Source organism: Anaerotruncus sp. G3(2012) (assembly GCF_000403395.2).
GTDB lineage: Bacteria > Bacillota > Clostridia > Oscillospirales > Ruminococcaceae > Anaerotruncus.
Map to the genome: position 1 here is coordinate 18,939 of NZ_KE159675.1, position 21,445 is coordinate 40,383.

Genomic DNA, 21,445 nt, shown 5'->3' on the forward strand with positions numbered 1-21,445 from the left:
AGGGTCGTCCTCCTTTCAGATTTTGCCTGTGTTCATGTCATGGGCCACCAGCGCCGTGTAATAGCCGTTGATGGTGCTTGGGGCGTTGAACAGAACCGCCAGCAGGTATTTTTTGATGTTCCGTATTTCCGTGGTGTTTTTGCTGATACAGTCAAAGACAAACTCAATGTGAGAGCTGTTCAGTTTCATCAGCTTGGATTTCACCAGCTCGGCGGGGTAATCGTCCCCGGCAATGCGGATGGTCTTTCGGGCGCTGCATACGGTTTCCACCAGCAAGTCCACGATCTCGTCCAGCATATCCCGGTCAATCCCCTTGGCGTACTGGCAAAGGTGTTCATACTCGATGTTGTCCTTGATGATCTCCCGATAAATCTCTACGGCGCTCTGTGATTTCGCTCCCGTTCCTTTCCGTTCCGGCGGCGCAGCCGCTTCTTCCCCCAAAGGAGAGGGAGGGGAAAGGATAGGAATGGAATCGGTATTTGATCCATCTGTAATTGATTTGTCTTTACTTGATCTATCTTTATTTAATTGCGTTGGTTTTTCCTGCGTAGGCTTTTCCTGCGTTGGATTATCCAATGTTGGATTTTCCAATGTAGGTGAATCCGGCACAGGCTGGGGCTGTTCGTAAATGATGTAATCAACCCCGCGCAGGCGGCCTTGGCTGTCACGCTCACGGGAACGCACGATATAGCCCGCCTGTTCCAGCTCCTTAACCGCCGCCCGGATCGCGTCGATCTGCTCCCGGTTGATAAGGGACAAGCCTTTCAGCGTAAAATCCCAATCCTCCGGCAAGGACAGCATTTGCGACAGCAGCCCCTTGGCTTTCAGGGACAAGTCCTTGTTCCGCAGGTGGTGGTTGGACATCACCGTGTAGCCCCGGTTTTTCTCCACTCGAAAAACTGCCATCTCGTCGTCCACTCCTTTCACTTGAAATTTCACCGCGCCGTCAAGGGCGGTGAGCTTGCCCGGCTGGTAGGGACATTCCTCATACACACAAAACTGGTACTTCCAGTGCGGGCGGTAGAAACGGCAGGTGCCGCAGTCCTCCGGCGCTCCGGCCTCGCCGCTGTCAAAATGATCTGCGCCCGTCCTCGTCTGCATGAGCTGTTCAAAGGCCCGGTCGCTGCCGGAAGTAAAGTACATAGGCGGTCGCCTCCTTTCTGGTTTTGGGCGCAAAAAAGCGGCGTCCTGATCTCCCCAAAGGGGAAAAGAGAACGCCGCCGTTTGCGGTGTCGTATTCGATTTTCGATGTGTCACTATTTGGGCGGTGGGCTTCACGGGAGGCAGAAGCGTGTCAAAGCTCAATCCGAAAGTAGTAAATCGGTAGTAAATTCAGTTCTTATATCCCGTGAAATGCCCGTATTTCCGGGCTTTTTTGAGATAATCAGAGTTGTTCAACCAAAAAGAAAAGAAGCGCCGCCACCGGACCATGTTGATCCGATGACGGCGCTCCCATTTTGTCTAGATGTGAAAATCCGGCGTTTTCCCTATGAAGAAACACCTTGCCGCCCCACACGGGAAATCATACTGCCCCTACACAGAAAAGCCGCCACAGGCGGTTTCTTCACCCATTTTAAACCCTAATTCCCGCGTTTTTTGGAACGGAGGGAAAGATAGTGCGGACAGGACAACACCACCGCCCGGAAACTTTGCTTGCAGGGATGGACACAGCCCTTGCATAGCTTGTTATACTGGCGTCTGCCGTTCTCGCTCAGGAAGAACGCCCATTCCAGCCGCCATTTCTTGCTCCGGCTCATAAGTCGCCCAGCTCCGGGGGCTTCTTCTGCGGGGCAGGCTTGTCCGGGCTTTTCCGTTCCGCGCACTTCCGTTTCGCGTCCTCCAGCCGCTCCCGGATGGAAGGCTTTTTCTCCGGCGTGGTCCTGCGCGCCTCGGCCTGGGCTTTCTCCAGTTCCTCCCCGCGGCGGCCGTTGTTGATGATCCCGTCGATCATGCCGTAGTCATCCTCCAGGGTCATTTCCGCCGTGCGCAGCGGGTTTTCCGGCTCCACGGGGACAGACACGATCTGCCCGTTGATGCTGGCGAACAGCTCCGGCCGCTTGAATTGCTCGGTGTACTTCTGGATCATGTCCGGGGCCAGGGACGCAAAACTCTCCGGTCCCAGGCCCACCACCAGGAAGGTGCCCGCCACAATGTCGTAAATCTCCCCATGCTCGTCCCGGAGGGAACGGTTCAGGTCCAGTCCGATGAGCTTGCCTTCATCGTTCAGCACCAGCCCCACCGGATCGTCAAACGGATAGGAGGCGGCAATATCGCCGCCCACCTCCGCTTGCAGCGCATGGAGGCCGGGGTCGATCTCCTTCACATAGGGTTCCTTCATGGGCTCCACCACTAGGACAGTCAACTTCTCCGGCGCCGCTGGCTGGCCGTACAGTTCCGCTTCATACTCCCGGTTTGCCTGCTCCGCAAAGGACAGCATTTCGTCCACATGGGACTGATCCGGGTTTTCAATGGCCTCCCGAATCGCCTGGGGGTCCACATCCAGAAATTCCTCATAGCCGGTGGCGTCCTTGAATTTCTCGATCTCCGAAGGCAGATAGTCCTCCTGGGTCTGCCCCAGGGCGGCCAGCTTCTCGTCCAGGGCGGAGATGTGCCCGGCCATCAGGTTTTCGTAGATTTCTTCCTTCGCCGCGTGTTCCTCCGGGTGCTCGGCGGCATACTGCGGGTCGTGCTGCCGGAAAAACTCGTCCATATCGTAGGCAAGGTCCATGGCCCATTCCGAAATTTCTTCTTCGGGGATGTCGTCCTGGAAGGTCATCACCCGGTATTCCTCCGGGATGCTGCCGCGCTCGCCATCGTAATACTCATGGAAGCTGTCCCCGGTGTCCCGCACATAGCCCCGGTCGGTGAACTGGCCGCTTTCCTCCAGGGCGATGTCCCGCCCGTAGGCTTCATAGTCGATGTAGTTGCGCAGATGCTCCGGCACCTGCATGGCATCCAGTTCCTCGATGTAATATCGTCCCAGATCGTCGTGGTCGTGGATGTCGGGGTAAATATCGTAGCAGTCCAGGTTCTCCGTCAGGTTGATAAGCTCCTGGATGCTGCCCGTGTGGTCGCCGATCTCCATGGCCGCCTGGAACCGCTCATATTCATCCTGGCTCATATCGTCCAGCTTGGAGGCCAGGTAGTTCAGCTCGTCCAGGTTGGCATACTCACCCAGCAAGTCATAGAGGCCGTCCACATAGCAGTCGTAGTCCGTGATGAACCATTCCTCATAGGTCTGCCCGAAGTCATCCTTCGCGCCGATCCCGATGCGCTCAAAGACCTTCTTCAGTTCCTCCGCCGTGGTGGGGAACTTCACCCACTCGCCCACAAGGGCGCCCTCGTTGTACTTGCCCAAGTTGGTGATGAAGGCGGCAAAGGGATAATCTTTGTCATAGTCATAATGGGGCATAGCGACACCTCCTTATCGCTCCGGCGCAGGCTTTTCCCGATGGGTCTGCGCCTTGCTCTGATTGGCACATTCTTTCCGGCTCTGTTCCAGCCGTTCCTTGATGGAGGGCTTTTTCTCTGTTTGCCTCTCCCTGGGGCGCTCATGTTCCCACTCGTCGCCGGAGAGGGTGAGATAGCCTCTACTGGTGAAGCAGCCCTGTTCCTCCTGCATGGCATGGTTGCCGAAGGGAACAGGATCAATGGCGTCCAGCAGCTCCGGGGGCAGAAGGACGTCCAAATGCTGCGCCAGATAGCGCCAGCCCACGTCCTCCACCTTGCTGATGTTGGGCTCCAGAATGAAATACTCGGTATTCGCAGGAAACTCTCGGAACTGTTCCAGGGTGGTCAGTCGGAAGGGAGACTCCTGGACAGCGGCCAGGAGGTCACGGTCCTCCGGGGAAAGTCCGGCAAGCGCCTGGGCCGCTGCCTCCAGTTCGCTTGCGTCACCGCCTGCGGGGAGCAGCGATTTCAAATGATCCATGAAATTGGGTTCGGTTTTGCTCAAAGACATCATCCTTTCTGAAAATGAGTAAAAGAAAAGCAGGAAACCCGGAAAGGTTTCCTGCTTGTTGCCACCACCGGCGGCTGCTATTTTGTTGTGGTATGTAGTCTATCCCTTCAGGTTGTCCAGCGCAGCGGGATTGTTGGCAAGAATTGCGCCGACCGTCTGGCAACTTTCCAATTCAGGACAGTCGCCGCAGGTCGTCACGCCTTTTTGCAAGGCGCATTGGCGAATACCGCAAAGGCTTTCACAATACACCGTTTTTATCCCATCCACGCGGCAACCTTGACAGTTGATATGCTCCGGCAGTATGGGCGCATGATTTAATTCAGACCACAGTTTTGCGGTTTTCTCACGCAATGCCTGATCGTCATTGATTGTTGCAAGATAAGCGTCGCACTTCTCACAGTCCAGCCCACAGTATGCGATCATATCCCTCACGGCGATTCACCTCCTGGAAGATGTTAGCCTTATTATACAGCAATCCATTACTCTTGGATAGAGCCGCGAAGGAAGCACAACACGACACTTATTTCTCGATGCGGTAATTCACATACTTCCCGCCGGTATCGGCCAGAACGATTGTCCCGTCATAGGTTTTCCCGGTACGCAGGGAGCGCAGCCCCTTGACCTTTGCCTTTCCGTTTTTGAGCAATGCGGCGGCGATCTTGACGGTAAAGACCTTTCCACGCTGCTCGAAAAAGTGGTCATTCTTCCACATGACAAACTGGCAGGCACGGTCCGAACAGGCGAAGTTCTTCTTGCCCTCGTAGACCGGCTTGCCGCAGCGGGGGCAGAGGCCCACCGTCTCCTTCTCCGGCTGGAACAGCTTTTGCCCATCCTCGGAAATGTGGGAGTATTTCCGCACCAGCTCCGCCGCCATCGCCTCGATCCCGTCCATGAAGTCCTCCGGCGATGCCTGGCCCTTTGCCACCTCGTTCAACTGCTGCTCCCAATCCGCTGTGAGCTTGGGAGAGGTCAACAGTTCCGGCAGCACCGTGACCAGGTTGACACCCGCCTTTGTAGGGATCAGGTTTTTGCCCTTGCGCTCCACGAATCCGCCGGACACCAGTTTTTCAATGATGGCCGCCCTGGTCGCCGGGGTGCCCAGGCCCTTGCGCTCTGCCTCGTCCGGCATATCTTCCTTGCCCGCGTTCTCCATAGCCGACAGAAGGGTGTCCTCGGTGTAGGGCTTGGGGGGCGAAGTGAAGTGCTCGGTGACGGAGGCGGAGACCGGCTCAAAGACCTGCCCCCCGGTCAAGGCGGGAAGGACACCCTCGGTATCTTCATCCTCTGACTTCTCCTTCAGGGAGGAACGGAACACCTCCTGGATGGCTTGCCAGCCCTGGGAAAGCACCTGCTTTCCTTTTGCCGTGAAAGTGTGGCCGCCGCAATCAAAGGTGGCCGTGACCGTCTCATACACAAAAGGCTCCGCTGCCGCACACAGCAGCTTGCAGCAGACCAGCAGAAGAATATTGCGCTCGCCCACAGGCAGCGCAGGCACATCCGCCTTTTCCAGCTCCAGGGTGGGAATCAGGGCGTGGTGGTCGGATACCTCCTTGTCGTTCACCAGCGCCAGAACATCAGGGAAAAACTCCGGGCAGGCGTCGAAGGGCGGTACCTGTGCCGCCAGATGCAGAACCACGGAGGCGGTCTCCGCCATGTCGCTCGTCAGATACCGGCTGTCCGTGCGGGGATAGGTCAGCAGCTTCTTTTCATAGAGCGACTGGGCGTAGTCCAGGGTTTGCTTGGCCGTGTAGCCGAACACCCGGTTTGCCTCCCGCTGCAAGGTGGTCAGGTCGTACAGCTTGGGCGGTTTCTCCGTCTTTTTCTCCCACACCAGGGATACACACACGGCTTGCTGCCCATCACAGGCATCCCGGATGGTCTGGGCGTCCTCCGGGGAAACAATGCGGTCGCTGACCGCCTCGGCTCCCTCCAGCGCCAGCCGCACATGATGATATTTCTCCTTGCGGAACAGGACGATCTTGCTGTCCCGGTCGGCCAGCATCGCCAGGGTGGGCGTCTGCACCCGCCCCACATTCAGGGTGCGGTGGTAGAGGACGGAGAACAGGCGGCTCGCATTGATACCAACAAGCCAGTCCGCCTTTTGGCGGCAGAGTGCCGACTGATACAGGGGATCATAGTTGGCGCCGGGGCGCAGATCGGCAAAGCCCTCCCGGATCGCCGCGTCCTCCATCGAAGAAATCCAGAGGCGGGAGAAGGGCTTGGAACATCCGGCGGCCTCATAGACCAGCCGAAAGATCAATTCACCTTCACGCCCTGCATCGCAGGCGTTGACCAGCTCCGTCACATCAGTGCGTTCCATCAGGGAACGGAGGATGTGGAACTGGGCAGCCTTTTCCTCGGACACCACATAGCGGAAGGGGTCGGGCAGGATGGGAAGGTCCTCATACCGCCACTTCTTGTATCGGTCATCGTAGGCGGCCGCGTCTGCCAGCCCCACCAGATGACCGATACACCAGGAAATTAACCAGTCGCCGCCCTCAAAATAGCCATCGGCCCTGGATGTGACACCCAGGGCCGATGCGATACTCTTTGCTACACTCGGTTTTTCACAGATCACCAATTTGCTCAATTCTGGTCCTCCTGTTCTTTCTGTTCAGGAACGTCCTCGTTTTCGTATTCCTCGTCCTCGAACTCATAGTCGTCCGGGTCGGCGCTGACCTTTGCGCCCTGTTTGGGCTTGATGAACTTGATGTAGGCGAAGGCTCCGCCGCCGCCCAGGGCCACCAGCAGCAGGATCAGGACCAGGGCACCGCCGCTGCCGGACTCCTTCTCCGGCTCCGGTTCAGGCTCCGGCTCCACCTCCGGCGCTTTTCCGGCGCACTCGCTCATATTCACCGCACAGACCGGACAGGCGGTATTCACCGTACCGGCCTGGCATTTCTCGGCGCAGATACAAGCAGCGGGCTTTTCCTCTATCTGCCCATCTTCCATCAGCGCCATCAGGTCAGCTTCGTCCACCTGGTTCAAGAAGTGAACGGCGGTCTCCTTGTCCTCGTTTGCCCGGTCGATCAAGATGTAAAAATAGTTGCCCGCTTTCGTGGTCACGGTGATAAGCTGCTTGTCACCGTAATAATCGTCCACCAGCGTGGCGTTGCCCTCCGGGGTAAGGGGCTGGCCCTCCGGTTCCATGCCTCCAGTGGCAGGTTCCTCGGTGGGTTCCGGGGTCGTCTCGGTGGGCTCCCCGGTGTAATAGTCGCCATCCCCGCCGCCCGCAAAGGCGGTGACGGAGAAGGCGGTCATGCACAATACAACCGCCAGCATCGCCGTAAACAGCCGAATCACTTTCTTATTCTTCATGGTCACTGTCCTCCGTATCCTCATCATCAGGTTCCGCCGCCGCCTCTGCCTCCATCATCCCATCGGGCAGGGTGATAAGGCCGCTGGCGTAGGCCTTCAGGAAGGCGGTCAGCTCCTTGTTGTCCATGCGCACCGCCTTGACCATGCGGACGATCTCCAGGTTTTCTTCCTCGGTGAGCTGCGCCTCCAGTTCCCGAAGGCGCTTCTGCTGGGCGGAGATTTTTTCCTTCGCCTTTTCGATGTCCTTGCGGATTTTCTCAACCGTTGCCATGTGTGCAAAACTCCTTTCCAAATCGATCTCTCCAGGAATAGTTCCGCCCCAGGCCCTTGACCGTTTTCAGGTTTTGCCGGGCGTTGTCCTCCAGCGCCAGGGCGCGGCGGAACAAATCGGGATGCTGCTCCCGTAGGGCGGTGATCTCGTCGGGTTTCATGCTGGGGCAGAAAAAACAGGACGATTTTCCCGGCTGGGGCAGCCCTGCCGCCTCGATCTGCCGGATGCAATCGTCCCGCGTCCATCCCCATTCCATCAGGGGATACCACTTGCTGTATTTTCGGTCGGCCAGGTCTCCCAGCAGCACCTTGTCGCTGCGGTAGCCCTCGCCTGCGTCGTAGCCGATGAACTTGACCACCCGTTTGCCCGCCGCCCACACCTTTTGACAGGTTGGGTAATGGTTGCAGAACTTTTCCTGCGGCCCGATTTTGTGTTTCAGGGAACACCGCTTGAAGCCGTAGGCGATGGACGGGAGGCTGCAACTTTGCAGACATTCATCCTCCAGCGTCAGCCGTTTTCCGTCACGGGTGGTCTTATACACTCTGGTAATGGGAGGCATCCCGTGGTCCTTCAGCCAGCGGTCCATCACCTCCAGATAGGTGTAGGTGTGGGGATGCTTTGCCCCCGTATCCGCAAAGAGGATCAGGTCCACCGGGATACGGTGCTGGTGCAGCCCGATCAAAAGGGCGGTGCTGTTGGCGCCGCCCCCATAGGAAACCATATTGATGCTTCATCACCTCTATCAGTTGTACGGTGGTCTGCCGTATGCGTAGAAATGGGACTGCCAGTAGCTCGTGTTCAGATTGGAATACTGGATGGGGTCGCCGCAATGCAGCATCATCCCGTCGCCCACATAGATGCCTACATGAGATACGCCGGTTGTGTCGTAGGTGCCCACGAAGAACACCAGATCGCCGGGCTGGGGATCGGATACCGGGGTGGAAATGTTGTAGAGACCCTGGGCGCCCAACCGCCCGGTGTTGCACAGGCCGCTGTTGGTCAACACATAGCTGACGAAGCCGCTGCAATCGAAAGAAGTGCTGGGGCTGCTGCCGCCCCACACATAGGGATAGCCCAAATACTTTTCCGCCTCGGTGATAAGGGTATTGAACCGCTCGTCCGTCAGGTATTCAGCGGGAATCTCCCAGGCGGTGGGCGGGTTCTCGATGTACTTGTTCACATACCCGGAGGATGGGAACAGATCAGGGCGGTTGCCCAGGGTGGACATATAAGTGGCGTACAAGGAAAGCTGTTCCTCGCCCATCATGTAGACCGGCACATGGGAGAGGTCGAAGTTTTCCAGCGTGACGGTGCAGATGGTCCAGGTATAGGGCACCCGAACCGGATAGGGGTTGCCCTCGCTGTCCGTCCGTGTCTCTGTCCGATAGCGGGTCTCCGTGGTCACGGTTTCGGTGAGGATGTATTGCTTGTCAAAGAGGGTTTGAAGGTCGCCGTGTACCTGGCCAATGGTGAACACCCCTTCATGGAGTGCCGACAGAATGGAGATCAGCACATAGGGGTCATGCTCGATTTCGTCCAGATCGAAGTGATACTCGTCATAGTTGTGGGTGGCCTCGTAGGTGTCCAGGTACTCTCGCAATTCATCCTCTTTGGCACAGTAGGCTTCTTCCGCCGCCAGCATGTCGGCATCCGCGGACAGATAGGAGGACGCCATGATGTTGGACACCCCGCCGCCGAACATGGAGGAACAGGATTGCAGGGAGCCCAGCAGCATCACCAGCAGAAGGCCGATGCCGCCCACGATCAGCGCGCCCTTCCAATGGCGTTTCAGGAAAAGGGCGGTGCGCTTGGACTCCTGGGCGGTTTTCTTGGCCGCCTTTGCCGTGGCCTCCGCTGTTTTCCCGGCTTGGGCGGTCTTGCCCGCCGCCCGGTATGCCGCCGCATATTGCTTTTGCAGTTTCCGTTTCTGCCACAGGCGGGAGATGGGATTGGATGCAAGCTGGGGGTTCTCCGCCACGGCTTTCCGATAGTAGAAATCCGCATTGGCCTTGACCGCCGCCTGCTCCGCCTTTGCCGCGTCTCGCCAGGGTTTCAGCTTGCGTTCCGCCCGCCAGTTCTGGATACGGCGGTTTCCGTAGCCCACAGCCTTCTCAAAGCTGCGTTCTCCCAGGTGGCCCGACTGGACGCCGGAATTTTCCTGCTCCACCTCCCGGACCTTGCCGTGGATGGCTGCGCCCGCCTCCTGAATGGGGCGGGACAGCGGATTGGCGTGGGGCTTTCCCGGACTCTTATTGGGAATCGCGTCCCTGACCGCGTCCAGTCGGTCCGCCGCCTTATCCGACTTGCGAATGGCCCCTTGCAGTTCCGGCACCGCCCGGTCTGCCTCGGAAAACTGCAATCGGGAGGATGGGCGGCTTGCCGCCGCCTCGCCCTCCCGATAGGCCCTGCGCTGTTTGCGGCGCTTCTTTTTGGCTGCTGCCTGTTCCCGGTGCAGCTCCGCACGGTCCACCACTTTCCCCGCGGCGCCCCCTGTGTCGCCGGAGGCGGAATGGTCCTGCTCCGGTGTCCGGTCAGAGGGATGGGTGGTTTCGCCCGTGACCAGATTGACGGATACCGCCCCGCCACGGGTCATCTTCTGTGCCTCCTTTTCGGGGGCTTTCCATTCTTTCAAGGTGTGTCACCTCCTGTTCCATAGGGGCAGATATTGACACAGGCCCCGGTTTCGATCATGGCGATGTACTGGAAAATGGGATAGGCCTGGGGCGGGCAGACCGCGTTCCCCAGGGTTTTCAGCCGCAGCGCCCGGTTGTCGGTGTCCTCGGTCATGCGGGGGACTCCTTCGGGCTCGGCACGCCATAGGATGCGTCCGTCCATTTCGGGGGGAATCCCATGAGCCACTCCACCCAATCCGGGTTCAGCGCCGCTTTCTCGGAACGGGGCTGCTCCTGCCGGATCACCTGGGTCGACAGGTTGGAGGACGGAAATTTGTCCCGGAAGGCCGCCGGTTTCAGGGTGGAACGGTAGCCCTCCGACGCCGCCGGGGTCAGGTAGTGGTGCTGGTTACAGAGACCGTCCATATTTTAATCCATGCCACTGATAGCGAGGTAATTGCACGCCTTGTTCAAACATTGCGGTTAAACACAAGACAGCGTGCGAAGTTAAACACTTTGCGCAAAATAGCAGGCTTATTCTCAATCTAAACGCAATCGCTCACTGAAAACTGTATCTATTTACAATTCTTTCAAAGTCGATGGAACGCCGTGTGCGGTGAAAGCCGCACGCACGGTGTGAAGCGGGGGAAAAGACGGAAAGCGGCGCTGACGCGCCGCTCAGGTCTTACCTATCGCTATTCGGGCAGATACCCAACTTTGACAAGCTGATTGCCACCATCCGGAGCCGGGAAATCTCGGCTTCTATTATTTTGCAGTCCCAAAGTCAGTTAAAGACCATCTACAAGGATGCCGCAGATACCATTGTGGGCAACTGCGACACCACCTTGTTTTTGGGAGGCAAGGAGAAATCCACCCTGAAAGAAATCTCGGAGCTGCTGGGCAAGGAGACCATCGACAGCTTCAATCAATCCGAGAACCGGGGCAGCCAGGTTTCCCACGGCCTCAACTATCAGAAATTAGGAAAGGAGCTGATGACACAGGACGAGATCGCGGTGATGGACGGAGGCAAATGCATCTTGCAGCTTCGAGGGGTGCGGCCGTTTTTCAGCGACAAGTTTGATATAACGAAGCATCCCCGCTACAAGTACCTTGCCGACGCCGACAAGAAAAACACCTTTGACATTGAACGGTACATGAAACGCAGACCGGCCATCGTAAAGCCGGATGAGCCTTTCGATCTGTACGAATTGAAAGCCACCGATCTTCAACCCAACAATTCAACTGAACGAAAGGAAATGTGAATATGAGCTTTTTTACTAGCGCTATCGACGTTTTGCAGACTCTGGTCATCGCTCTGGGCGGCGGCCTGTGCGTATGGGGTGGCATCAACCTTCTGGAAGGTTACGGCCAGGACAACCCTGCCTCCAAGAGCCAGGGCATCAAGCAGCTTATGGCGGGCGGCGGTGTTGCCCTCATCGGCATCACCCTGATCCCCCTGCTGTCCGGTCTGCTGTCCACCACCTGATGTTTCTCCAAACCCGGCGGGGGCTTTCGCTTCATAGCGGGAGCCCCCGCAAAGGAGGTGATCTCCCTTGATATTGGATATGATCCAGGAGTGGTTCAAGGAACTGCTCATTGACGGTATCATTTCAAACCTGACCGGGATGTTTGATACCCTGAACACAAAGGTGGGCGAGATCGCCGGGGAGGTCGGCATGACGCCCGCCGCCTGGAACAGCAGCATCTTCAACATGATCCGCAATCTATCGGAGACGGTGATCGTCCCCATCGCAGGTATCATCCTCACCTTCGTCATGTGCTACGAGCTGATCCAGCTCATCATCGAGAAGAACAACCTCCACGACTTCGACACATGGATTTTCTTCAAGTGGATTTTCAAGACCTTCTGTGCGGTGCTGATCGTCACCAACACCTGGAACATCGTCATGGCGGTGTTCGATGTGGCGCAGAATGTGGTCAGCCAGTCGGCGGGGGTCATCATCTCGGACGCGGGTATCGACATCTCCGGCGTAGTGGGCGATCTGGAGACCCAGCTTGCCGACTGGAGCGTGGGCGCCCTGCTGGGGTTGTGGTTCCAGAGCGTGTTTGTGGGGCTGTGTACGCAGATTCTTTCCATCTGCATCTTCCTGGTGATCTACGGCAGAATGATAGAGGTGTATCTGGTGACCTCCATTGGACCGATTCCCTTTGCCACGATGGTCAACCGGGAATGGGGCTCCACAGGGCAGAACTATCTTCGCTCTTTGCTGGCCTTGGGTTTCCAGGCCTTCCTCATTATGATCTGCGTAGGCATCTATGCTGTGCTGGTGGAGGGCATCTCCACATTCGGCGACAACATATCCGCGGCCATCTGGGGCTGTATGGGCTATACGGTCCTGCTGTGCTACACCCTGTTCAAGACCGGCAGCCTTGCAAAATCTCTGTTCGGTGCCCACTAAAGGAGGTGTGAAACATTGGCTTATGTAACGATCCCGAAGGACCTGAGCCGGATACAGAGCAAGGTCCTGTTCGGGCTGACCAAACGACAAGTGATCTGTTTCGGAGCGGCGGCGCTGATAGGCGTGCCGCTTTTCTTTTTGGCAAAGGCGAGCCTGGGGACCACCACGGCGGCGCTGTGCATGATTCTGGTGATGCTGCCCTTTTTCCTGTTCGCCATGTACGAGAAGAGCGGACAGCCGCTGGAAGTGTTCCTGGGCCATTTGATCCAGAACAAATTCATCCGGCCGAAGGTGCGCATCTACCGGACCAACAATCTCTATTCCGCCCTGGTGCGGCAATCCCAACTGGAACAGGAGGTGAAGCGGATTGCGAGAAAAGGCAGAAAGACCGGCAAAGCGTAAGCTCACCCGTGCCGAGCGCAAGCAGATCGAGGTGGTAATCCGGCAGGCAAAGGGCGACGGAAAAGCCCACACCGTGCAGGACAGCATCCCGTTTCAAAATATGTTTCCCGACGGCCTGTGCAGGCTGGAGGGCGGAACCTTCTCCAAAACCATTGCCTTTGAGGATGTGAATTACCGCCTGGCGGGGCCGGAGGACCAGCGGAGCATCTTTGAAAGCCTCTGCGATTTCTATAACGGCTACGATCCCTCCATCGGCGTCCAGGTCACTTTGGACAGCCGCAGCGGAGGCAGCGCCGCCGATGAAATGTTCGGCATCACCCGGCAGGGCAACGACCTGGACCCCATCCGGGACGAGGCGGTGGACATCCTGCGGATGCAGTACAAGCGGGGCAACAACGGCTATGTGAAAACCAAGTATGTGACCCTGACCATCGAGGCGGAGAACCTTCCCGCAGCGAGGGCCCGGTTTGCCCGCATTGAGACCGACACCCTCAACCGCTTCAAGGTCATGGGGGCGGCGGCTCATGTGCTGGACGGAAAGGAACGGCTGGAGCTACTTTACAACATCCTCCACCCGGAGGGAGGGCAGTTCGCCTTTGAATGGGACTGGCTCCCGGCCAGCGGCCTTTCGGTGAAGGACTTCATCTCTCCGTCCTCCTTCCACTTCGGGGAGACCCGCACCTTCCGCATCGGAAAGCGGTACGGGGCGGTGTCCTTCCTGCAAATTCTGGCGCCGGAGATGCATGACCGTATCCTCACCGACTTCATGGAGGCGGACGGAAATATCATGGTGACCATGCACATCCGGGGCATCAACCAGAACGAGGCCATCAAAATGGTCAAGCGGAAGATCACCGACCTGGACGCCATGAAGATACAGGAGCAGAAGCGGGCGGTGCGCAGCGGCTACGATATGTTGCGCCCAGATAGGGTGAAATAAGGAGTTGACTAAGGCACAACCCCGTAAGATAGCGCGGGAAACGGCCTGCCTGACCGAAAGGCGAAAGCTGACACGGGACCACAGCATGGCAGGGAAGCGGTAAGTTGTCCTATACACAAGGGCACGACTGAACTGCAACGTTAAGCGGATATGAGGATAAACCTACAGAATGTATAAAGCGAGTTTCAAGTTCCCGTTTAGCCCGGGCGGAGGAATGTGTATGTACCTGTCGAATAGTGACAGTATCAACCTCCGGCATGAATAACATTACATATCCATGTCGTGTAATGGGTTATCAACAAATTCATAAGATAAGCCAGAGAACTGGTTTAACGAAACGAAAGCATATCCGACAATCCGCATTTGCCTACTTATTACACTAACTGGGGATTGCCTAAGTTGGAACGTCTGAAAAGACTATGCGAAATGCCGTAAGGTGATAAATTCCAAGCCCGCGAGGGTAAGGGAGATGACGCTGAATATCCAATAAGGCAACGGAGTTCTCATAGTATCCAAGGTGTTGCTGTAATGGTTCAACACACAGGCAGACTTCGTGTGCTGCTGGTTCGATTACCGCTGAAAGGGCGACCAAGTATGCGGGAGAACAGGAAAAGGAGAACAGTCATTGGCTCTAAAATCAAAAGTGCGATTAGGGAGGAATACCTCAATGCAACCAACGACAGCGATTTTAGATAGAATTATGCGAAATTCAAGGAAAAACAATGAGGAAATCTTCACAAGACTATACCGTTATATGCTAAGACCCGACCTGTACTATCTTGCGTACAACAAACTTTACAGGAATAAAGGAGCGGCAACAAAAGGCGTGGACGACGACACAGCGGATGGGTTCAGCGAAGAAAAAATCAACAGAATCATACAATCTTTGGCTGATGAAACCTATATGCCGAAGCCTGTGCGCCGCGAATATATTCCGAAGAAGCGCAGCAGTACAAAAAAACGTCCTCTCGGACTTCCATCCTTTACGGATAAGCTCGTTCAGGAAGTGTTGAGAATGATATTGGAAGCAGTCTATGAGCCGACATTTTCAGATTTTTCATATGGTTTTCGTCCTCACAGAGATTGCCACACGGCCCTGAAGGCTCTGAAGAAGGAATTTACGGGCGTATCGTGGTTCATAGAAGGCGACATTAAGGGGTGCTTTGACAATATCGACCACCAGGTACTCGTTGGTGTTATCAGCTCCAAAATCAAGGACGCGCGGCTGATAAAGCTCATTTGGAAGTTTCTTAAAGCGGGATATATGGAGGAGTGGAAGTATCATACTACATACTCCGGCTGTCCCCAAGGCGGCATCATATCGCCGCTGCTCTCCAATATATACCTGAATGAGCTTGACAAGTTTGCAGAAAAGGTTGCAAGGGCGTTTTACAAGCCGAGAGATAGAGTTCGCACTCCCGAATATGCCAAAATCCAGTGCAAAAAGGACTATGCGCAAAAATTGCTGAAAACGGCGACGGGGCAGAAAAAAGTCGAACTCCTGAAAAGAGTGAAATCCTTAAAATCCGAGTTGCGCAAAGTCCCCTGCTCCTCCAAAACGGACAAAGTGATGAAATATATCCGCTATGCAGATGACTTCATCATTGGAGTTAAGGGTGATAAATCGGACTGTGAACACATAAAACGGCAGTTTTCGGACTTTATCAGTGAACATCTCAAAATGGAATTGTCCGAAGAAAAAACACTGATAACGCACAGCAACCAATACGCAAGATTTCTGGGTTACGATGTTCGAGTAAGACGGGACGGTAAAGTAAAGCCCACCGACAGATGCTTAAAGCGCACATTGAATTATACTGTGGAACTGAATGTACCGTTCGCGGATAAAATCATGCCGTTCCTATTCGACAAAGCAATCATTAAGCAAACGCATGACGGTAAAATCGAGTACATAGCAAGAAAGTATCTTTACAGATGTACGAATTTAGAAATCATAGATACGTACAACTCCGAACTCAGAGGTATTTGCAATTACTACAGCATTGCCAGCAACTTCACAAGTCTGAACTATTTCGCTTATCTTATGGAGTATAGCTGTCTGAAAACCCTTGCGGGCAAACACAAAAGCACCAGCAGAAAAATCAGGGAACAGTTCCGCACCGGCAGCGGTGACTGGGGCATCCCGTATAACACCGCCAAGGGACAACAGAAATACCGGACTTTCGCAAAGTATATGGACTGTAAAGACAGTGATCGTTTCAACGATGTGATTGTTGAGTGCGCAATCAGACACGCAGGAACCAGGACTACCCTCGAAAAGAGATTGTCTGCGGGAATCTGCGAGTTATGCGGGAAAACGAATACTCCTCTTGCTATGCACCATGTAAACAAAGTGAAGAACCTCAAAGGAAAACAGCAATGGGAAATTGTAATGATAGCCAAAAGGCGGAAAACATTAGCCGTATGCAAAGACTGTCATTATAAAATCCATCACCCTTGAATTTCCATAGTTTGAAACAATGATGGCGAGCCGGATACATCGAGAGGTGTAAGTCCGGTTCTGGGAGGGGTCTGGGCAAACCTGCCGCAGTAATGCGGTAAGGCGGCTCTTTCCTACTCTACGAAATTCTGCCCCCGGACCTCATTACCTACTCCAAGGACGCGGCGGCCCTCCTGGCCGACCTCCAGTCCAGGAATGAAAGAATGTTCCTCCTGACGTTCACTGTGGTGAATATCGCCCCCACCCGGCAAAAGCTGGAGAACGACGTGTTCACCATTTCCGGCATTGCCCAGAAATACAACTGCGCCTTGAAGCGGCTGGACTGGCAGCAAGAGCAGGGCTTCACGTCCTCCCTGGTGCTGGGGGAGAACGCCATTGAGATACAGCGGGGCATGACCACCAGCTCCACGGCGATTTTCATTCCCTTTATGACAAAGGAGCTGCGGATGGACGGGGCGGCCCTCTACTACGGCATGAACGCCCTTTCCAATAACGTCATTATGGCGGACCGCAAGCGTCTGAAAAACCCCAACGGCCTGTTCCTGGGCACGCCCGGCAGCGGCAAGAGCTTCGCCGCCAAGCGGGAGATCACCTTTATAATGCTGATGACCCAGGATAATGTCATCATCTGCGACCCGGAGGACGAGGTGCGACAAGAAGTCGCATAATAAATTGCTGGCCGTCAGCTACCCTATCCATTTGGGGTAATCCTACCACAATCTGCGTGAATGGTAACGTTCAGGTGGGAAGCTTGTGGGACAATATGGGAAACCTGACAGCCTAAGTCGGGCGTACTGTTAGGATAAGAGTGCTATGACGAATGTAATGTGAACCATTGTAAGAGTCGTTACAGGGAATAAGTGAAATAAGGCTGATACACTTACACCAAAAGGTGCGGAGGTGGTTGCGGTGACTTTCGCGACGCCGTAACAAATGGACGTGATTCCTCCCGGCTCAAAGATGGCGTCTAAGGCATTCACAATTATTTATTATGCGGAACTTGGTAAGCCCTATGTGTTCCTTATTTAAGGTATCGACCCCGCAAGGGGAAGAAATGACGCAGAGGGTAAAGGAATGGGATAAAAAGCGAACGGCTCTGCTGTAATGGCGGAGTATAGGGGTTCAAGATTTGCCCTGACCTGAAAGGGTGCAGACTTATCCCACGGTATTTCATGACAAAGAATGGGGGTAAACCTATGAACGGTAATAATTCAACGACGGGAACAATAGTTTCCGAGAGATTATCGGACAGCAAGCTGCTTGCCACGCAATGGAAAACCATTGACTGGAAGAAAGCAGAGCAGGAAGTTAATAGGCTGCAAGTCAGGATTGTCAAGGCAACTCAGGAAAAGAAATGGAACACAGTGAAGCGGCTTCAATACTTGTTGACACATTCATTTCATGCAAAAGCACTTGCCGTAAGGCGAGTGACCACAAACAAAGGCAAGAAAACCGCAGGAGTAGACGGAGAAATCTGGTCAACGCCTGCAATGAAGATGAGGGCTGTCCTATCATTGACAGACAAAAACTACAAAGCAAAACCGTTAAGACGTGTCTATATCGAGAAGAAAGATAAGAAAAAGAAACGTCCGTTGGGGATTCCAACTATGTATGACAGGGCAATGCAGGCGTTATATGCTTTAGGATTAGAGCCAGTGGCAGAAACAACCGCCGACACGAAATCATTTGGTTTCAGGAAAGGACGGTGCTGTCAGGACGCTTGCGAATATATCTTTACGGCACTGTCACGTAAAGTATCGCCCGAATGGGTATTAGAGGGCGACATTAAAGGCTGTTTTGATAACATCAGCCATGAATGGCTGGTCGAGAATATCCCTATGGACAAATCAGTTCTGAAACAATTCCTCAAAGCAGGATTTATCTTCAAGGGAGAACTGTTCCCGACAGAGGACGGCACTCCGCAGGGCGGCGTTATATCGCCGATTCTTGCAAATATGGCACTGGACGGTATGCAGAAAGTATTATCAGACAGATTCCACACCAACAGGCTTGGGAAGGTGGACTTACGGTTCAAGAACGCCCATAAGGTCAATCTGGTGCGTTACGCTGACGATTTTGTCGTCACAGCGGCAACGGAAGAAATCGCCTTAGAAGCAAAGGAACTGATAAAGGACTTCCTGAAAACAAGAGGTTTGGAATTATCTGATGAGAAAACGGTAGTCACCCACATCAACGACGGATTCGATATGTTAGGCTGGACATTCCGAAAATTCAAAGGAAAGCTGATTGTGAAGCCGTCAAAGAAATCCGTACAGACAATCGTGAGGAACTTATCTGACACAATACTGAAACGTGGAAAAGCATGGAATCAGGATGTGCTGATTATGAAGCTAAACCAACAAATCCGAGGATGGACGAATTACCACCAATCTGTATGTGCGAATGAAGCATTTGCACATTTAGATTATATTCTCTACGAACTGCTGTGGAGATGGGCGAAAAGACGACATCCGAAGAAAGGGCAATGGTGGATTTCTACGAAGTATTGGCATCGCAGGGGAAACCAAAACTGGGTATTCTCTACGGATACAAAAGAGCTGATACGGGTAGACCATACGCCGATTGTCCGACACACAAAAGTAAGGGAAGCAGCCAACCCATTCCTTGATACGGAATATTTCAAACAACGCAAGTTCAATCAGGGAATGAAGAAACTGACAGGACGCTTCAAGCTAATCTGGAAGAATCAAGGCGGCTGTTGCTATCACTGTGGAATGCCACTGGATATTTTGGACGAGAGGGAGATTTTCTTCAAAGTGCCGAAGTCCTGTGGCGGAAAAGAAGAAGTGGCAAATATGGCGTATGTTCACGCCGACTGCCAACGAATCTATCTTGAGAGCCGCTCGAAAGAGTGATGAAATGCTTGAGCCGTATGAGTGGAAACGCTCACGTACGGTTCTTAGGCGAGAAAGGGCGAGTAATCGCCCCGACTTAGCCGACTATTCGCCCCTGGTGAAGCGATTGGGCGGCCAAGTGATCCGGCTGTCCCCGTCCAGCACCGACTATGTGAATCCCCTGGACATCAATCTCAACTACTCCGAGGAAGAAAACCCGCTGGCGCTGAAATCCGACTTCGTGCTTTCCTTCTGTGAGCTCATCATGGGCAGCAAGACCGGCCTGGAGGCCATTGAGAAAACGGTCATTGACCGGGCGGTGCAGATGATCTATCAGCCCTACTTTGCCGACCCCCGGCCGGAGAATATGCCGATTTTGGGCGACCTGATGAACGCCCTGCTGTCCCAGCATATCCCGGAGGCCGACCGGGTGGCCCAGACGCTGGACCTCTATGTGAACGGATCGCTGAACTTCTTCAACCACCGCACCACCGTGGACATCTCCAACCGCCTAGTCTGCTTTGACATCAAGGGCCTGGGCAAGAACCTGAAAAAGCCGGGGATGCTCATTGTCCAGGACGCGGTGTGGAACACCGTCACCATCAACCGGGCCATTGGCCGGTCTACCTGGTATTTTGTGGACGAGTTCCACCTTCTGCTGAAGGAAGAACAGACCGCGGCATACAGCGCCGAGATTTGGAAACGGTTCAGAAAGTGGGGCGGCATCCCCACCGGGGCGACCCAGAACCCCAAAGACCTGCTTTCTTCCCCGGAAATTGAAAACATCCTAGAGAACAGCGATTTCATCTATATGCTCAACCAGGCGGCGGGCGACCGGAAGATACTTGCGGAGCGGCTGAACATTTCGTCCGAACAGCTTGCCTATGTGACCAACTCCGAGCCGGGCCACGGGCTGCTGTTCTTCAACAATGTCATTTTGCCTTTTGCGGATGACTTCCCAAAGGATACCGAGCTCTATAAACTGCTTACCACCAAGCCCAGCGAGGTGGAACATTGAGGAAAGGATGGGATAAGGATATGGAACAGGAAAAGCTGTATGTCATCGAGGAAAAGACCTACGAGGCGCACATCGACGAGGAAGTCCACCTCTATGGGCTGCTGCACCAGTTGGCCTTTCTTGCCGGAAAGATCAAGGATCGCCGGGACATGGAGAATCTGATCGACACCGCCCAACACTACGGGGACATCGCCGACCAGATGTTTGACCGCTGGAGCATCCCCGGCCGCTACCTGGTGTTCGGCGACAAGGCCGACCTTGCCCGGCTGAAGGCCCTGGAGCTGTGCGAGCTGGACGCCTTCTATGTGGACTGCGAGGACGACGAGGATCAGCCCCATGCCTGACCGCCTCACCCATGTCAGCCTGTTTTCCGGCATCGGCGGACTGGATCTGGCAGCGGAGGCGGCGGGCTTTGAAACGGTCTGTCAATGCGAGTGGGCGGACTATCCCTATTCCATCCTGGAAAAGCATTGGCCGGATGTACCGAAATTCCGGGACATCACCACATTCACGAAGGAGGCGTTTTTTGAGAAAACAGGACTTGAAACCGTCACCATCCTCTCCGGCGGATTCCCATGCCAGCCCTTCTCCACCGCAGGAAAGCGGCGTGGCTTTGCGGATGAACGCTACCTGTGGCCGGAAATGTGCCGCGTTATTGCCGAACTGCGGCCCCGTTGGGTGCTTGGGGAAAATGTTGCTGGCTTCATCAATATGGGGCTCGACAAAACGATTTTTGACCTGGCAAAAGCGGGATACGCTGTTCTCCCATTCGTATTTCCGGCTTGCGGCGTCGGCGCATGGCATGAGCGCCAGCGAACTTTTATCGTCGCGGCTGATGTTTCCCACACCCCTTGCCTCCGACAAATCTACGGGGCGGGACGCTGCCAACCTGGATGTGTTCCTGTCGGACAATGGGATATTCCGCAAGCGGAACAAGGATGGGTCGATCTGGAGCCTCAGCCTGTCGGCGGCGGTATTCTATGATATGGTATAAAAAAAGTTGACACCTTTTCCTCAAGGGAGTAGAAAAAAGAGAAGAAGAAGGAGGAAAGGCAATGGCTCGAAGCTACGATAAAGAGTACAAGGTACAGGCCGTAAAGCTGGCCAGAGAGATCGGCGGAGACAAAGCGGCGAAGGAGCTGGGCATCCCGAAAGGGACGATCCACGCCTGGCTGAAAGCGGTGCGG

The 21,445-nt window shown here is 54.8% G+C and carries 19 protein-coding genes and 4 pseudogenes; 11 read left to right on the top strand and 12 right to left on the bottom strand.

The window, feature by feature from the left end; translation table 11 throughout:
• Positions 1–15: 15 nt before the first annotated feature.
• The 12 genes from C814_RS15490 to C814_RS24590 all read right to left on the bottom strand — a co-directional run bounded on the left by C814_RS15490 (position 16) and on the right by C814_RS24590 (position 10,588).
• The gene (locus C814_RS15490; protein ID WP_016316307.1) at positions 16–1,143 is read right to left on the bottom strand and encodes a DUF6017 domain-containing protein; all 1,128 of its coding nucleotides are present in this window, start codon (positions 1,141–1,143) and stop codon (positions 16–18) included.
• Positions 1,144–1,580: 437 nt separating this feature from the next.
• A complete protein-coding gene (locus tag C814_RS24185; RefSeq protein WP_016316308.1) occupies positions 1,581–1,757 on the bottom strand; it encodes a hypothetical protein in 177 nt (58 codons plus the stop codon).
• Positions 1,754–3,412 (bottom strand): antirestriction protein ArdA, encoded by a 1,659-nt coding sequence (locus tag C814_RS15495; RefSeq protein WP_016316309.1) that lies wholly within the window; start codon positions 3,410–3,412, stop codon positions 1,754–1,756. Before C814_RS15495 ends, C814_RS24185 begins: the two co-directional genes overlap by 4 nt.
• A gap of 12 nt (positions 3,413–3,424) precedes the next feature.
• Positions 3,425–3,961, bottom strand: coding sequence for a hypothetical protein (locus C814_RS15500; RefSeq protein WP_196809928.1), 537 nt, complete (start codon positions 3,959–3,961; stop codon positions 3,425–3,427).
• A 99-nt stretch (positions 3,962–4,060) separates the two neighbouring features.
• Positions 4,061–4,384 (bottom strand): DUF3795 domain-containing protein, encoded by a 324-nt coding sequence (locus C814_RS15505; RefSeq protein ID WP_369750566.1) that lies wholly within the window; start codon positions 4,382–4,384, stop codon positions 4,061–4,063.
• 97 nt (positions 4,385–4,481) lie between these two features.
• Positions 4,482–6,551, bottom strand: a complete 2,070-nt coding sequence (locus C814_RS15510; protein WP_016316312.1) for a DNA topoisomerase 3 — start codon at positions 6,549–6,551, stop codon at positions 4,482–4,484.
• Positions 6,548–7,279: a DUF4366 domain-containing protein gene (locus C814_RS15515; protein WP_016316313.1), complete on the bottom strand. Its 732-nt coding sequence runs from the start codon at positions 7,277–7,279 to the stop codon at positions 6,548–6,550. Before C814_RS15515 ends, C814_RS15510 begins: the two co-directional genes overlap by 4 nt.
• The gene (locus tag C814_RS15520; protein ID WP_016316314.1) at positions 7,269–7,550 is read right to left on the bottom strand and encodes a DUF4315 family protein; all 282 of its coding nucleotides are present in this window, start codon (positions 7,548–7,550) and stop codon (positions 7,269–7,271) included. Before C814_RS15520 ends, C814_RS15515 begins: the two co-directional genes overlap by 11 nt.
• On the bottom strand, positions 7,537–8,277 hold the full coding sequence (locus C814_RS15525) for an adenine nucleotide alpha hydrolase family protein (protein ID WP_031219769.1): 741 nt from the start codon (positions 8,275–8,277) through the stop codon (positions 7,537–7,539). The genes C814_RS15520 and C814_RS15525 overlap by 14 nt, the downstream gene beginning before the upstream one ends.
• Positions 8,278–8,292: 15 nt before the next feature.
• Positions 8,293–10,143, bottom strand: a complete 1,851-nt coding sequence (locus C814_RS15530; RefSeq protein WP_155846415.1) for a C40 family peptidase — start codon at positions 10,141–10,143, stop codon at positions 8,293–8,295.
• Positions 10,144–10,178: 35 nt separating this feature from the next.
• Entirely contained in the window at positions 10,179–10,337 is a 159-nt protein-coding gene (locus tag C814_RS24585; protein WP_016316317.1) for a hypothetical protein, read from the bottom strand.
• The gene (locus C814_RS24590) at positions 10,334–10,588 is read right to left on the bottom strand and encodes a hypothetical protein (RefSeq protein ID WP_016316318.1); all 255 of its coding nucleotides are present in this window, start codon (positions 10,586–10,588) and stop codon (positions 10,334–10,336) included. The genes C814_RS24585 and C814_RS24590 overlap by 4 nt, the downstream gene beginning before the upstream one ends.
• Before the next feature lie 275 nt (positions 10,589–10,863).
• On the opposite strand from C814_RS24590, the pseudogene C814_RS15540 reads away from it, so the two are divergent.
• The 11 genes and pseudogenes from C814_RS15540 to C814_RS15590 form a co-directional block, all read left to right on the top strand.
• Positions 10,864–11,424, top strand: a pseudogene (locus tag C814_RS15540) (type IV secretory system conjugative DNA transfer family protein); the annotation flags it as partial.
• Positions 11,425–11,426: 2 nt separating this feature from the next.
• Entirely contained in the window at positions 11,427–11,648 is a 222-nt protein-coding gene (locus C814_RS15545) for a Maff2 family mobile element protein (protein ID WP_016316320.1), read from the top strand.
• A 79-nt stretch (positions 11,649–11,727) separates the two neighbouring features.
• Positions 11,728–12,582 (top strand): VirB6/TrbL-like conjugal transfer protein, CD1112 family, encoded by an 855-nt coding sequence (locus tag C814_RS15550; RefSeq protein WP_031219771.1) that lies wholly within the window; start codon positions 11,728–11,730, stop codon positions 12,580–12,582.
• Positions 12,583–12,597: 15 nt separating this feature from the next.
• The gene (locus C814_RS15555) at positions 12,598–12,984 is read left to right on the top strand and encodes a PrgI family protein (protein ID WP_016316322.1); all 387 of its coding nucleotides are present in this window, start codon (positions 12,598–12,600) and stop codon (positions 12,982–12,984) included.
• The gene (locus C814_RS15560; RefSeq protein WP_016316323.1) at positions 12,950–13,924 is read left to right on the top strand and encodes a hypothetical protein; all 975 of its coding nucleotides are present in this window, start codon (positions 12,950–12,952) and stop codon (positions 13,922–13,924) included. Before C814_RS15555 ends, C814_RS15560 begins: the two co-directional genes overlap by 35 nt.
• Before the next feature lie 667 nt (positions 13,925–14,591).
• Entirely contained in the window at positions 14,592–16,385 is a 1,794-nt protein-coding gene (locus C814_RS15565; protein WP_016316325.1) for a reverse transcriptase domain-containing protein, read from the top strand.
• 122 nt (positions 16,386–16,507) lie between these two features.
• A pseudogene (locus C814_RS15570) lies at positions 16,508–17,032 on the top strand (VirB4-like conjugal transfer ATPase); the annotation flags it as partial.
• Between the two features lie 549 nt (positions 17,033–17,581).
• Positions 17,582–19,261, top strand: a complete 1,680-nt coding sequence (gene ltrA / locus C814_RS15575; protein ID WP_016316327.1) for a group II intron reverse transcriptase/maturase — start codon at positions 17,582–17,584, stop codon at positions 19,259–19,261.
• A 79-nt stretch (positions 19,262–19,340) separates the two neighbouring features.
• Positions 19,341–20,258, top strand: a pseudogene (locus C814_RS15580) (VirB4-like conjugal transfer ATPase, CD1110 family); the annotation flags it as partial.
• A gap of 20 nt (positions 20,259–20,278) precedes the next feature.
• On the top strand, positions 20,279–20,602 hold the full coding sequence (locus C814_RS15585; RefSeq protein WP_016316329.1) for a hypothetical protein: 324 nt from the start codon (positions 20,279–20,281) through the stop codon (positions 20,600–20,602).
• Positions 20,595–21,239, top strand: a pseudogene (locus C814_RS15590) (DNA cytosine methyltransferase); the annotation flags it as partial. The gene C814_RS15585 and the pseudogene C814_RS15590, both read left to right, overlap by 8 nt.
• Positions 21,240–21,445 lie beyond the last annotated feature (206 nt).